The following is a 13,781-nucleotide window of genomic DNA, read 5'->3' on the forward strand; positions in this document are numbered from 1 at the left end:
CCAGGCGATTGTGCGCAAGCAGGGCGCAAAAGTGGAAAAGCGCCCGCGTCCGGTATGCCAATGGTCAGTGGTCGGTGTGGTCGCGCAGGCAGTCGATCAGGGTGTCGAGGGACGCTTCAAGGGCGACGGTGTCACGGCGGGCCTGGGTGAGCACCAAGCCGCCCTGAACGGCGGCGAGCAGGGCGAGGGCGAAGCGTTCCGGGTCGACCCGGTCGGGAAGTTTGCCGCGTTCCCGCATCGCGAGCAGGCCAGACCGTAGGTCTTCCTCCCATCGGTTGAAGCCGGCCAGTAGGTCGGTCCGCGCCTCCGGGGCGGACCTGGACAGCTCGCTGCTCAGGCTGCCCATCGGGCAGCCCTGTTGGTTGCGCCCATCCCGGTGGATGCTCACGATGACGTCGCGCCATGCCTCCAACGCCTCGATGCTGTCGAGGTTGGCGAGCAGCGGTTTCTGTACTCCGAGCACGCTGTCGCGCTGGTGGTTGATGACCGCGTGGACAAGGCCTTCCTTGTCGCCGAAGTAGTGGTAGATCTGCGAGGCGCTCACCCCGGCGGCGGCCTGCACGTCCTCGATACTCGTGCGTCCGACGCCGTGTTCGTACATCAGCGCGGCCGCCTCGGAGACGATGCGCCGGTGCGTTTCCTGACCCTTGCGGGTGAGGCGTTGACCGCTTGCCGCTGTCCCGACGGGTACTGGTGCCATGGAGCCAAGGTAGCACATTGTGGAATGAAAACTACAAAGATGTCTGTGGCTTGGCTCTCAAGGTTGTTGCTCTCTGATGTCTTGGTGCACTGTGGACTTCCCTGAGTTTCACCGTTTCCGTGGTCGCCCGTGAATGTCGGGTCGTGAGGCACACCTTCTTCCGGGTGGCTCCCGGAGAATCGGTTCGCCGACGCGTCCGGCGTGCGCATGAGGTCTGTAACTGCAGTTCGGCGCGGTGAATCAGTCTCTTGGGCGCCTGTTCATCGGTACTCGCCTGTGTCGATGGCCTCAGTTTTGTAGTTGAAATTCCATTTTTGAGTGTGCATCATCAGGGGACCACTTCAAACACGGGTGGCCCGTCGACCGGGCCCTGAACGCAGGAACGAAGGTGGCCGGCATGGCCCAGCACAAGACCGAAATCCGGGACGGTATGCACGTCGAGTGGGACGTACCGATCACCATGGAGGACGGCGTGGTGCTGCGTGCCGACGTCTTCCGGCCGGTCGCCGAGGGGCAGTACCCGGTGATCATGAACCACGGTCCCTACGCCAAGGGCATCGCGTTCCAGGAAAGCTTCTCGATGTTCTGGGAGCCGCTTGTCGAGGAGTACCCGGAGGTCCTGGAAGGCTCCACGAACGCGTACCAGAACTGGGAGACCGTCGACCCCGAGCGCTGGGTGCCAGACGGCTATGTGGTGGTCCGGGTCGATTCGCGCGGCGCGGGTCGCTCACCCGGGTTCATGGACATCTTCTCGCCGCGCGAGACCCGTGACTACGCGGCCTGTGTCGAGTGGGCTGGTACGGAGTCATGGAGCAACGGCAAGGTCGGCCTGCTCGGAGTCTCTTACTACGCGGTCAGCCAGTGGCTCGTCGCGGCCCAGCGCCCGCCGCACCTCGCCGCGATCATCCCATGGGAGGGTGCGACCGACTACTACCGCGAGTTCACCCACCACGCGGGTCTGCTCAACGAGTTCGTGTCCAAGTGGTACCCCGGCCAGGTGCGCGTCGCACAGCACGGCGTCGGCGATCGCGGCCCGCGCAGCCCGAACACCGGCGAGACGATCGCCGGCCCCGAGACCTTGAGCGACGAGAAACTGGCCGCCAACCGTCGGGACGCCATCGCTGACCTCCTGGCCCACCCGCTCAACGACGAGTTTTACGCCGAGCGTTCGGCGGACCTGCCGAAGATCACCGTCCCGCTGCTGTCGGCCGCCAACTGGGCGCACGGCCTGCACAGCCGCGGCGGCTTCGAGGGCTGGGCGCAGGCGTCCTCGGAACACAAGTGGCTCGAGGTGCACGGCCTTGGCCACGTCACGGAGTTCTACACCGCGCACGGCATGGATCTGCAGAAGCGGTTCTTCGGCCACTTCCTGAAGGGTGAGGACACCGGCTGGGACCGGCAGTCGCCCGTCGAGCTCAACATCCGCCACGTCGACGGCGGTTTCGAACTTCGTGGCGAGCAAGAATGGCCGCTGGCACGCACCGAATGGACGAAGTTCTACCTGCACACCGGTGACGGTTCGCTGTCCACTGAGGCCCCCGCCGACCGGAACACGGCCGGCTTCAAGGCTTTAGGGGAGGGGCTGACCTTCACCACCGAGCCCTTCACCGCGCCGACCGAGATCACCGGCCCGGCGGCTGCACGGCTCGTGGCAGCCTCCAGCACCACCGACGCCGACCTCTTCCTCACCCTGCGCGTGCTCGACCCGCAGGGCCGCGACATCCGTTTCGTGAGCGCGCTCGACCCGGCCGGCGTGGTCGCCCACGGCTGGCTGCGTGCCTCGCACCGAGCGGTCGACGCCGAGCGGACCCTGCCCTACCGGCCCTGGCACCCGCATGACCACCTCGATCCGCTGGTCCCGGGAGAAGCCGTTCTGCTGGATGTCGAGATCTGGCCGACCTCGGTCGTCGTCCCGGCCGGCTACCGCCTCGCGGTGACGATCCAGGGCCGCGACTTCGAGTTCCCCGGCGACGGCCCGTGGCCCACGTCGTTCGGCGTGGAGATGAAGGGGCACGCCGTCTTTCTGCACAACGACACCGACGACCGCCCGACGAAGGTCTTCGGCGGCGTGACGACCCTGGTCTCCGGCGGCGAGGAGCCTTCCTACCTGCTCCTCCCGATCATTCCGCAAAGTCAGGAGGGCGTACGCCGGGGCCCGTTCCCCGACCGCGCCTGACCCGCAGAAAGGCATGGACCCGTGACCACGCATCCGCCCGCCACGCGCACCCCGGAGACCCACCGGCACGCCGGACGTCGGGCCGTCCTGTCGCCCTCCAGCGGGCTGTGGGTGGTGACCGCCGCCTTCACCACGTTGATGGCCTTCGGCACCGTGCCCACGCCGCTGTGGCCGCTCTACCAGGTCCGCGATCACTTCGGTCCGACCAGCGTCACCATCGCCTTCGCCGCGATGGTGGCTGGCGCCGCCGTGACGTTCCCAACGCTGGGACACCTGTCCGACCACATCGGACGCCGCAAGGTCGTCGTGCCCGCGCTGGTGCTCGGCATCGTGGCCGCGGTCGTCATGTCGGTGTGGCCGAGTCTGGCCGGGCTCATCACCGGCCGCTTCCTCACCGGCGTCGGCGTCGGCCTGATGGCGCCGACCGCCACCGCCTACATCGCCGATCTGTACCGCGCCGCCCATCCGGACCGGCCCGGTTCAGCCGACCCCGGGCTGATCTCCACCGCTGCCAACCTCGGGGGCCTCGCGCTCGGTCCGCTGGTCGCTGGGGCCCTGGCCGAATGGGTGCCCTTTCCGCTGGCGACCTCCTACGTCGTGATCGCCGTCATCATGGGCATCGCCGGTCTGCTGGTCATGCTGAGTCCGGAGACGGTGACCTCCCACGCCACCAAGGAGACCCGCCCGGTCCGCTTCGCGCTGCGCCCCGGCAACCGTGCGACGTTCGGCGCCGCAGCAGTGGTCGGGTTCTTCGCCTTCGCACTGATGGGTCTGTTCTCGTCACTCGGGGCGATCATCGTGCGCGGTGAACTGGACATCGCCTCGCAGTTCACCATCGGCCTCATCCCGTTCACCGCGTTCGCCGCGTCTGCCGTGGCACAGCTTGTGCTCGGCCGGCTCCCGCTGCCCAAGCAACTGGTGACCGGCACCGTCCTGTTCCCGGTGGGGCTGGCGTTGACGGCGCTGTCGCTCTACCAGCCGGCCTTGTGGCTTGCGCTGGTCGCTGCCGGCCTGTCCGGCTCGGGCGCGGGCCTGCTGTTCAAGGGCTCGGTCACGCAGAGCGCCATCGCCGCCGTCCCTGCCTCCCGCGCGGGCGTCTTGGCTGTTTTCTTCGTGATCGCCTACCTCGGTATGGGCCTGCCGTCGGTGGCTTTCAGCCTGCTGATCCAGCACATCCCGCTGAAGGCGACGATGATCGGCTTCGCGGCGGTGCTCTCCGTCGGGACCCTCGTCGCTGTCATCACCGCCGTCCGCACCAACCGCAAGCCGTAGGAGGCTTTCCTGGGCAGCGCATTCCGAAGCGGTTGCGCCCAGACGATGTCCGCGGAAGTGTCGGGGCAGCGGTGTCTGAGTCGAAGGCGAAGCGGGTGGAGCCAGGGCTCCAGCTGTTGGCGTTGATGGTGCCTTGGCCGCCGAACAGCGGCAGCCGGGCGAGGGGTGCTTGAACCGGTCGACGGTGTAGGTGGAATGCTGCGGTGGCATCGGCTGATGGGGCGGCTTCGGCCCCGGCGGCCTTCATTCGATCTTTGTTGATGCGGTCACAAAGTCTTCGACCAGCGTGGAGATCTGTGTGGCCGCGGGCTCGTTCAGATGTACCCCGTCCGTGGTCGTGGTGAAACCGTGACGGACTCGTCAACAGGTGAGACAGTCCGGACGTTCGAGAAAACCAATGTGAGTCCGCTTCGACGGCGCTGTTGCGCCAGTTGCCGGCTCCCGGTATCGGCGAGTCCGGTCGTTGTGTTCGGCCAGGGCGTGGATTTTCGAATGCCGGCCCGAGATGGTGAACACGGCGGTCGCTCGAAGGGGTGACAAGGACGATGCGGTGATGCGGCGCGGCTCGCCGATGCTGAAAGTCGGACTTGGGCGACGTGCCCCCTTCAGACCAGGGCGACCGACAATCGGCCAGCCGACGCTCACGCCTGATAGTGCCTTCGAGCATCAATCGGCCGATCCTCTCGTGGCCGGTGAGTTCGGTAAGGTGGCGGTCGATGTGGCATTGGTGCTGCTCAAGGCGCGACGGTTGGTGAAGATTGTTCGTGCAGAGGTCGAAGCGCGGGGTGAGCTGGCTCTGCGACGCTTCACAGTGCACGAGTGCAATGACCGGCACGAGGTTGAGTAGCGATCTTGGGTTGCGCGGATCGGCACTGTGCCGATCGGCCCGCGCGCCACGCAGGCGATGCGGGAGTCAGGAGTGACCCGGCTTCCCGTCTCACGTCGCGACGTCACAGCATTCAGCTCAGTTCACAGTGATCGTTCGCAACACCTTCATGTCAACGTGCAAGGGAGGCGTCGATCCTCCAGATGATCTGGCGGGCGATCTCGAATGGGACACTACCGGGTGGCAGTCACTGTCAGAAGACAATATCGGCCTTGAGTCATGAGATAACGGGAGAGCGCCGTGACACGTCGCGAGATGCAGATGAAGATGGAGCAGACCCGCGACCTGATCGGCAAGGTGGCGTTCACGCTCTTTCGTGAGAAGGGGTTCGAAGCGACGACCGTCGAGGAGATCGCCGCGGCGGCCGAGGTGGGCGCACGCACGGTGTATCGCCACTATCCGACGAAAGAGATGCTCGCTCTCAGTGGCTTCGCGAAGGTGTTCGAGGCTGCACTGGAAGACCTTGGGGCATGCCCGGCGTCCGGGCTAATTCGACGGCGTAGCCGCCAACGGCCCCGGCGGCGCCCGTGACGAGCAGAGTGCTGCGGGGGCGTAGCGGGAAATTGTCGAGGGCGAGTGAGGCGGTCGTCGCGTTGAGGGGGATCGTCGCGGCGAGCGTCAGGTCCATGCCGTCGGGGGCGGGAGCGATGGAGTTGAGATCGGCCACCAGGTACTCGGCCTGGGCCTTCGTTGGGCGCAGTACCGCGGAGTCGAACACGATCACCGGGGTTCCGACCTTCAGGGAGACTGCCACGCCGACCGCGTCGATCGTTCCGGCGGCGTCCAGGCCGAGACCGGAGTATTCGGCTCCCTCCTGCGGCTTGAAGACCCCGGACCACACACCGGCGTCGGCTGGATTGAGCGCGGCTGCCGCGACTTTGACGCGGACCTCCAGCGGGCCCGGTTCCGGAAGGGGGACCTCCAGGATCTCGACGGCCTCGGGTCCACCGGATTTCCTGACGACTGCTGCGCGCATGTTTCTCTTTATTCCCGTTGTCTATTCGAACTCGATGAACTCTGTGAACGATAGGCGGGTTAGTCCTTGAAACCAAGGCCTAAATTCGTGAGTAGGCATTCAAAAGTGCGTTACATCTCTGAATGGGCAGCCGGTATTTCGACCCAGCGAAGGTCGACTCCAGCTGCTCGGCGAGGTGATCGTCAGTCCCGGAATGCGCCTCCACCGTTGACTCGGGCGCCGTGCGCACGATGACCGCCTACCGGCGCACGGCACCCGAGTCCGGTTTCACTGGAGGAACGTGTTGACCTCGGCGGCGAACTCGACCGGATACTGGAACAGGAAACCGTGTCCGGAGTCCGGGTAGATCTTCATCGTGGCATTGGGGAGGTACTTGCCGAGCAGCTCGGTGTTCTTGGTCGGTATCATGATGTCGTTGTCGCCGTTGGCCACCAGCACTGGCTGCTTGATGGCGGCCAGGCGGCTCAAGCGCGTGGGATCCGGCACACCCCACTTGGTGATGGCGTCCAGCTCCGCGTCGCGAGTGCGAAGGTCTGTCGGTTCGTCGCGGTCCTCCTGGCGGGTGAAGATCCGCTGAATGAATTCCCAGCCCTTCGCCGTGCTGGTCTCGGTGGGTGGGAAGAAGAGCGTCACCAGGTCGTCGCCGCCGGGCTCGTCGACCGTGGCCGCGGCGGAGACCTGGGGTGTGAATCCGTGCATGTCCTCGCAGCCTTGGGGACCCGTGCCTGCCAAGATGAGTCGTCGCGCGAGCTGGGGTCGGATCAGTGTGACTTCTTGGGCGACGAACCCGCCCAGTGAGAAGCCGAGCAGGTCGATGCGCCGTAAGCCCAGTGCGTCGGTGAACGCGAGGATGTCCTGCGCGCTCGCGGTGACGTCGGTACGCGGATGACCGTTCGATCCGCCGACGCCCGCGTAATCGACAAGGATTACTTCCCGCTGGTCGGCGATTGCGTCGACAAGGTGGGGATCCCAGTTGTCGAGGTTCCCGCGGAAGTGTTGAAGGAAGAGCAGGGGCACGGCGTCCGTGGTGGCGTTGCCGAAGCGGCGGTAGGCGTAGCGGACGCCGTCGGCCGCGTTGATGGACAGGTTGGCCGCGGTGAGCTGGCTTGTGGTCATCAGGTAACCCCTCGACAGATTATTGCCAATTCTCCATACTTGACAGGCTTGTGAGGGCAACGGTGGTCAATCTCGGCACGCTTGGCTTCGTCGGCCGGATAGAGCCTCCACGCGTGCTTGCAGTGCGGCACCGTATTGGGAGGATTCCGTCCTAACTCGGCCGAGTATCGGGATGAGTTCGGCGGCGACGGGACCGAAGAACTCTTCGGAGTCGGTGAACTCGGTGGTGCCGTCCGGCCGGGGGTTGAGGACGACGAGTGCCTGCTGAGGATGGCGTCGAGCGATCCGCCCTCCCAGACCAGCCGATAGGGTGCCTCCACATCGACGATTCTCAGCGTGGCGTCCTGGTCAGTGACGTCGCCGTTCGAGCGTCGGCCCTGAATCTCCGCCCGGTCACGGCCTGTTCGGGCGTCGCGTCGGGGGAGAGGACCGGGTGCCACTGCGCGTACTGGTCGAATGCCACCAGCACGCGCCACATGTCCTCCACCGAAGCGGAGATTCTGGTGACCGCGGTGACGACGGGGATCTCCGTCACGGCCGGTTCTCTCTGCTGTCCTCGGGATTCACGGCACGAGGATGATCCGGCCACGTTGGCCGCCGCGGGCGAGTTGGGCGTGGGCTTCGGCGGCCTTCGACAGCGGGTAGGTCTCAGCGACCCGCGGTGTCAGCAAACCCACCTCGGCGAGCGCGGCGAGATACGACAGGCGGGTCCCTTCGACACCGGCGACGGTGAGCAGTACTGTCACGCCCCGCTCCGGCGCCGGCAGTACATCACCTCGCACGCTCACGAAGGTGCCGCCGTCGCGGACGGACGCGAGTGCGGGAGCGCCTACTGCCGCCGCGTCGAGCACGCCGTCCACGCCGTCGGGCACAAAGCGGCGCACCGCCGCACTCAGGTCCTCCTCGCGTGGCACGAACCAGGTGGCGCCATGATCGCGGAGGAACTCTTCGTCCTCGGGCCGCCCCTGTGCGACGATCCGCACTCCTCGTGTCCGGGCCAATTCGACGGCGTAGCCGCCAACGGCCCCGGCTGCGCCTGTGACGAGCAGGGTGCTGCGGGGGCGTAGCGCGAAATTATCGAGGGCGAGTGAGGCGGTCATCGCGTTCATGGGGATCGTTGCCGCGAGTGTCAGGTCCATGCCCTCCGGGGCGAGGGCGATGGAGTTGAGGTCGGTCACCAGATATTCGGCCTGGGCCTTCGTCGGGCGCAACACCGGCGCATCGAACACGATTACCGGGGTTCCGACTTTCAAGGAGACTGCCATGCCGACCGCGTCGATCGTTCCGGCGGCGTCCAGGCCGAGACCGGAGTATTCGACCCCCTCCGGCGGTGTGAAGAGCCCGGACCACACACCGGCGTCGGCGGGATTGAGCGCGGCGGCCGCGACTTTGATGCGTACCTCCAGCGGGCCTGGTTCCGGAAGGGGGACCTCCAGGATCTCGACGGCTTCGGGTCCACCGGACTTCCTGACGACTGCTGCGCGCATGATTTGCTTTCTTTCCTTTTGTCTATGGGAACGCTGTGAGTGCTATGAACTCTAGGCGAATCAGGATCAATTCGTAAGTAGGCACTTAAAAGTGCGCTACGCCCTGGGTGGGTAGCGAGCCGTCGCGGTGGAGTCGATGCGCCCATTGTGACTTAGGTCGCTGGCTGCAAAGGAATATCTTGGCTGATGTGGCGTCCTTCATTCGGTCCCTATTGATGCGGCCACGAACTGTTCGACCAGCGTGGAGATCTGTGCGGCCGCGGGCTCGTTCAGATGTACCCCGTCCGTGGTCGTGGTGAAACCGTGGCGGCGCGCGATGGCGACCCAGGTTTGCCGAAGGAAGACTCGGCGCATCGCCGCCGCGCCCATGAGCTTCTTGGTTCCGTCCCACTGGGTCGGTGTCTGGTCTGTCGCGACCAGGTCGGCAATCCGCTCGTGTGCCGGCAGGACCGGCGCCGCGGCCTGCGCCGCGACCTTGTGGATGATCGCGTTATAGGGCGCGATGAGTTCCGCCCATCGCCCGCTGGCTGTGTCGCCGAGCGGCGGAAGCGACATGAGAGCGATTCTGGCGGACGTCTCGGACTTCAGTCGGACGACGATACGGTGTAGGTTGTCCCGGTACCACTCCGGGGTCGGGCGCTGCGGGAGACGCTTGGACTTCATGTATCCGTCCGACCATTTGGCTGAAATCTGCGCGGCCACGTCGTTCGTGCCGATGAGCACCGTCACGATCGCGGGTTGGCAGGCGATGACCTCGTCCAGGCGGGTCAACAGGTTCCAAGCGAGGTCCCCGCTGATTCCGGCATTGACGGTGTCCATCGTGGGGGCCACTGCCGCGGCGACCTGGCGGACCCAGTTCGCGCTGATCATGCCTTGGGTAATGCTGTCGCCCGCGCAGACGAGCACCGGACGGCCGCTCGGGTGCGCCGCGTAACGGCGAGGGCTGATCGGTTTCGAGGTCCGCCCGATCCTGACGCGGTGTCGCTGGCCAGTGGGGTCAATGCTCGTCATGGAGCGCTCCGGTTGGATCGGGTGCGGTGTCGGTCACGAAGGATGGTCCTTTCTCCAAGCCCGCTCGGCAACTTCAGCGAACGCGTTTGATCGGGAGAACGACGATCGAGGCCAGGAGGACGAGGCCGAACGCGACAGGCCACACAGGACCGTAGGAACCGCCGAACGCGGCGACGACCACGCCGGCGAGGATGGGGCCGAGGGCCTGGCCCACGTTCGTGCCCAGGTTCGCCACGCCGAGGTCACGGCCCGCCGACTCACGGTCTGGCAGCAAATCGATGAACAGTGCCTGGTCGACGACGATGTACACGCCAAGGCCGAAGCTGCCCACGACCGACTCGACGAACATCGCCGGGACCGTCGGCCACCCGAACGGGACGAGGAAGGACACGGCCGCGATGATCGATGCGGCGACCACGAAAGGCTTACGCCTGCCGATCTTGTCGGACCATCTTCCCGAGATCACCATACCGATCAGCGCGGCGGGGAGGCCGGCGAGTTGGATCAGTGGAATGGTCTGTGCCGCCTGGGTCGCCGACAGCGCGGGCTTCACGTAGCTCTGCAGCATGTAGAGCCCGTAGACGTTCGCGATGCCGAAGCCGATGAACAACAGTACCTTCGCGATCCACGCCCACCGGTAATCCCGGTCGCCGAGCGCCCGCACGTACGAGGCGAGAAAGGCGCGGGTCCGCAATGGTTCGACGGCCAACCGCTGAGACGATCGGTCCCGGGCGAACAGTACGAAGCAGGCCGTCGTGAGCATGAGGGCCACGGCGAGCGGGAAGTACGCCGCGAGCCCGATCGCGGCGAACAGGGACCCGGCGACCACTGATCCGCCGATCCCGGCGAGATAGATGACCAGGCCGGTGACCGTCGAGAGAGCGCCGACGCGATTCTCCGGAACGCGGTCGACGACCGTGGCCATGAGCGGTCCCTGGGCGGCGCCCAGCACCACCGTGGTGAGGGAGAAGACGATCACCAGGATGGCGATGGTCGGCACAATCGGAAACAGCGCGACCAGCGCCGCGCCCGCGACACCCCCGGCGGCAATCCAGGGTGCCCGGCGACCCCACTTCGATCGAGTCCGGTCCGACAGCAGGCCGACGACCGGCTGGATCAGCATCGAGATGAGCGCCCCGACCGTCGTCACGAGCGACAGGCTCGTCGCTCGTGAGGAGTTGAACTGGGCCAGGAGCCCCAGTAGCCGGTGCTGATCCGCCGTCGGTGTCAGCGTGCCCGCATCGACCTGCGCCTTCAGCGTGTTGAGGGCTTGCAGGTTCACGTGCGCGTCGGCCCCGGCGAAGATGTGCGCGAACTCTAGCTGCTGAACGTGAAGCGGCACCAGAATGCTGGACATCGACCCGAACAGCAGGACGAGCCCGAGGCAGGCAAGAGCGTAGAAGTATGTGTACCGGCGGAAGGCTCGAGTCTTCGGCTGGTAGCGCACGGCCACCGTCGAGCCGGTTTGCTTGGCCGCGTCGGCCGACGGCGTGTCGGTAGTCATCGGGCCGCAGACGGTGCAGTCGACATGGGGACCCCTTCGTTGGGGAGGTGAGCTTCGGCCTGGTCCTGGTGAATTCGTCCTAGTGGGACAGTCGTGCGATCACACTGTCGACGTCGAAGTCATCGATCCAGGCCCCCATCGTGTCGAGCAGGGCGGGCGACAGATGTGGCATCAGATGGAACTCCGTTTCATGGCGAGTCCGTCAAGAGCACGTTTCCAGCAGGCTAACACGGGCGTCGCCAGCAGTGGACAAAAACTTCTGAAACCTTATTCTAGTTGAGTAAGCTGCGACACGGGTCAAGCCGGTCTTCGTCCGCCACCTCGGGCACGGGCTCACTCTGCCGCGGCATGAGCAGGACCGGCGAGTCTGGCGTGGACCGCGGTTGTCATCCTTGGAGCACAGCGTGGGTCGAATGCCGATTGTCGACTACCTCGTCCTTGACGAGCGTGCGGACTGCCGGGCCTGGTACTTCGACCGGCGCACCGCCTGCAGCGGGACGGTCCTCAGCCGCGTCGTCCACGACACACTCCGAGTCGGTGTCGCCTGATATGATCGCTCCCGTGACAGACGCTGATTCGCAGGTCCCGCTGCCTGTCGGGATGATGACGAGTCGTCAGCTCGCCCGTCGGGCACGGCTCATCGAGACCGTGATCGCGCTTGTCGCCGAATCCGGTACGACCTCGATTCAGATGCGTGACGTGACTGATCGGTCCGGGGTGGCGCTGGGCACCGTTTACCGGTACTTCCGGTCGAAGGACCATCTTCTGGCCGCCGCGTTCGCTGAGTGGCAGGGCAAACTCACGCGCCGAATCGTGTCTTCGCGGCGCGATGAGAACGAGGATTCGCTGCCGTTGGTGAGGGACTTTCTGCGCCGCGTCCTGCAGGCATTCGATCGTGCTCCCGGCATGGCCGTGCTCATGATGCAGATGACGGCTTCGTCCGATCCGGATGTGCAGCAGCTCATCGAGCAGGGTAGCAGCGGCTTTGACGTCGCGTTCGATCACTTGCTCGCGGCGGAACCCCGCGATGACGTCTCCTACATCCGACTCGCGATCGGTTGTGTTCTGGTGGACGCGGTCAACCGTATGTCCAATGGACGGGCCACCTTCCAGGAAACGCTGCCCCAGGTCGAAGGCGTCGCCGACATCCTGTTGAGCACGCGTGGCCGGCGGTCCGCTTCGTCGCGCAAGAGTCGCTCGCAGCGGACTCCGGCCTGATCCGGGCCGAGCCCCACTGTCGGTAGAAGCCTGTTTCTCCTTGCGCTCGAGCGCGCCCCGCATACCCATGTCGCGCTGATGTTACTGTTGCGAATTGTGAAACCGCGTTCTAGACTGGTACAGTCACTGCCAATCGGAGCCTGTGCTACAAACGCCCGATCCGGTATCGAACGTCCACGGGGAGGCGTGCTTCTGGGCGTTAACGCCGGCCGGGGACATCAGCTTCGTCAGTCACGCATCCACGTGAACGCAGCCACGATCCGGAATGGCGAGAGGAAATCATGAACGTCTTCCCCCATGACGATGTCCGCGCAACCGTCGAGAGGCTCAATCGATGAGCGACCAGGTATTCCGGTGGGGAATCTCCAGCCCCGGCGCCATCGCCGTGGAGTTCGCCCGCTCGATTCGCACCGCGCCCTTGGCCGAGGTAGTCGCTGTGGGCTCCCGTGACCTCGGCCGCGCAAAGGTGTTCGCCGACGAGCATGGCATCGGCTCGGCTTTCGGTTCGCTGGAGGACCTGGCCGCGTCGCCCGACGTTGACGGCGTGTACGTCTGTTCACCCGTGTATGCGCACGCCGCCGCGGTCGACGTCATTGCCGCAGCGGGGAAAGCGATTCTCATCGAGAAGCCGTTCGCGACCTCCGCAGCGGCCGCCGCGGCGATGTTCGCGACCGCGAAACGGCACAACGTCTTCCTCATGGAAGCGATGTGGACCCGGTTCCTCCCCGCCTGGCAACAGATCCGGGGCTTGGTCGACGGAGGTCGAATCGGCGAGGTCCGCGCTGCCTCGGCCAACTTCGGTTTCCCGCTACTCGGGGGAGCGCGTGACGACTTTCTCCTCGATCCGGCGAAGGGTGGCGGAAGTCTCCTGGAGATCGGTGTCTACCCTGTCCAGCTGCTCCAGGACTATTTCGGAACGCCAACCCGGGTCGAAGCCGCCGTCATCGAGTCCGAGACGGGAGTCGACCTCAGCGTCGCGGCAGCCCTGACCTTCGGTGACAAAATCGCGTCCTTGCAGTCGTCCATCACGCAGATGCTGCCGAGCTCGGCAACTATCAGCGGCAGTTTTGGAATCATCCATGTGCCAGCGTTCTTCCATGCGGCTCGCCGCTTTGAAATCCACACCCTGGACGGCGACGCCGCCCATCCCTTCTCGGTCGAGCTGGTCGACGCCGAACCGGCTATCAGCCCGCTCGCCTACCAAGCCATCCATGTCGCCGAGCGAATCGCCCAAGGCGAGGTCGACAGCGATGTCATGAGCCCAGGCGACACCGTCGCGACTCTGCGCATCATCGAAGCCATTCTCGAGTCCGCAGGTTCGCGAAAGACTTCGGATTCCTGACCTACGCGGCCTACATCGAAGTGGCTACGGTCGGCGAGCCTCCTGAACAAAGGGAATACGCAGTGGACCAATCGCACCGTGACCAGCCGAAAC

General features: G+C 65.6%; 14 protein-coding genes. 7 read left to right on the forward strand and 7 right to left on the reverse strand.

The features are described 5' to 3' along the window. Positions 1-64: 64 nt before the first annotated feature. The gene (locus JWQ81_RS17895) at positions 65-700 is read right to left on the reverse strand and encodes a TetR/AcrR family transcriptional regulator (protein WP_297542913.1); all 636 of its coding nucleotides are present in this window, start codon (positions 698-700) and stop codon (positions 65-67) included. Between the two features lie 397 nt (positions 701-1,097). On the opposite strand from JWQ81_RS17895, the gene JWQ81_RS17900 reads away from it, so the two are divergent. The 4 genes from JWQ81_RS17900 to JWQ81_RS44990 all read left to right on the forward strand — a co-directional run bounded on the left by JWQ81_RS17900 (position 1,098) and on the right by JWQ81_RS44990 (position 5,565). Further along, entirely contained in the window at positions 1,098-2,876 is a 1,779-nt protein-coding gene (locus JWQ81_RS17900; RefSeq protein ID WP_297542915.1) for a CocE/NonD family hydrolase, read from the forward strand. Positions 2,877-2,897: 21 nt separating this feature from the next. Continuing rightward, on the forward strand, positions 2,898-4,148 hold the full coding sequence (locus JWQ81_RS17905; protein ID WP_297542917.1) for an MFS transporter: 1,251 nt from the start codon (positions 2,898-2,900) through the stop codon (positions 4,146-4,148). A 505-nt stretch (positions 4,149-4,653) separates the two neighbouring features. After that, a complete protein-coding gene (locus tag JWQ81_RS17910; protein WP_297542919.1) occupies positions 4,654-4,995 on the forward strand; it encodes a hypothetical protein in 342 nt (113 codons plus the stop codon). Positions 4,996-5,301: 306 nt separating this feature from the next. Next, a complete protein-coding gene (locus tag JWQ81_RS44990) occupies positions 5,302-5,565 on the forward strand; it encodes a helix-turn-helix domain-containing protein (RefSeq protein ID WP_366942310.1) in 264 nt (87 codons plus the stop codon). Here the strand turns inward: JWQ81_RS44990 and JWQ81_RS17915 are convergent. The 6 genes from JWQ81_RS17915 to JWQ81_RS17940 form a co-directional block, all read right to left on the reverse strand. After that, positions 5,456-6,010: an alcohol dehydrogenase catalytic domain-containing protein gene (locus tag JWQ81_RS17915; protein WP_297542921.1), complete on the reverse strand. Its 555-nt coding sequence runs from the start codon at positions 6,008-6,010 to the stop codon at positions 5,456-5,458. The two genes, JWQ81_RS44990 and JWQ81_RS17915, sit on opposite strands and share 110 nt — an antisense overlap. A 267-nt stretch (positions 6,011-6,277) precedes the next feature. After that, a complete protein-coding gene (locus JWQ81_RS17920; RefSeq protein ID WP_297542923.1) occupies positions 6,278-7,126 on the reverse strand; it encodes an alpha/beta hydrolase in 849 nt (282 codons plus the stop codon). A gap of 331 nt (positions 7,127-7,457) precedes the next feature. Further along, positions 7,458-7,661: a hypothetical protein gene (locus JWQ81_RS17925; RefSeq protein WP_297542925.1), complete on the reverse strand. Its 204-nt coding sequence runs from the start codon at positions 7,659-7,661 to the stop codon at positions 7,458-7,460. A 28-nt stretch (positions 7,662-7,689) separates the two neighbouring features. After that, positions 7,690-8,613, reverse strand: coding sequence for a zinc-binding dehydrogenase (locus JWQ81_RS17930; protein WP_297542927.1), 924 nt, complete (start codon positions 8,611-8,613; stop codon positions 7,690-7,692). A gap of 198 nt (positions 8,614-8,811) precedes the next feature. Continuing rightward, the gene (locus JWQ81_RS17935) at positions 8,812-9,624 is read right to left on the reverse strand and encodes a GDSL-type esterase/lipase family protein (protein WP_297542928.1); all 813 of its coding nucleotides are present in this window, start codon (positions 9,622-9,624) and stop codon (positions 8,812-8,814) included. Positions 9,625-9,697: 73 nt separating this feature from the next. After that, positions 9,698-11,128 carry an MFS transporter gene (locus JWQ81_RS17940; protein WP_297542930.1) on the reverse strand — a complete coding sequence of 477 codons (1,431 nt, stop codon included), beginning with the start codon at positions 11,126-11,128 and terminating at the stop codon, positions 9,698-9,700. 413 nt (positions 11,129-11,541) lie between these two features. Between JWQ81_RS17940 and JWQ81_RS17945 the strand changes: the two genes are divergently transcribed. From JWQ81_RS17945 to JWQ81_RS17955, 3 genes are all read left to right on the forward strand, one after another. Further along, on the forward strand, positions 11,542-11,676 hold the full coding sequence (locus JWQ81_RS17945; RefSeq protein WP_297542932.1) for a hypothetical protein: 135 nt from the start codon (positions 11,542-11,544) through the stop codon (positions 11,674-11,676). Positions 11,677-11,776: 100 nt separating this feature from the next. Continuing rightward, positions 11,777-12,346, forward strand: coding sequence for a TetR family transcriptional regulator (locus JWQ81_RS17950; protein WP_297542934.1), 570 nt, complete (start codon positions 11,777-11,779; stop codon positions 12,344-12,346). A gap of 334 nt (positions 12,347-12,680) precedes the next feature. Then, positions 12,681-13,688: a Gfo/Idh/MocA family oxidoreductase gene (locus tag JWQ81_RS17955; protein WP_297542936.1), complete on the forward strand. Its 1,008-nt coding sequence runs from the start codon at positions 12,681-12,683 to the stop codon at positions 13,686-13,688. The last annotated feature ends 93 nt before the right edge of the window (positions 13,689-13,781 follow it).

It is taken from the genome of Amycolatopsis sp., from assembly GCF_025464955.1.
Classification (GTDB): domain Bacteria; phylum Actinomycetota; class Actinomycetes; order Mycobacteriales; family Pseudonocardiaceae; genus Amycolatopsis.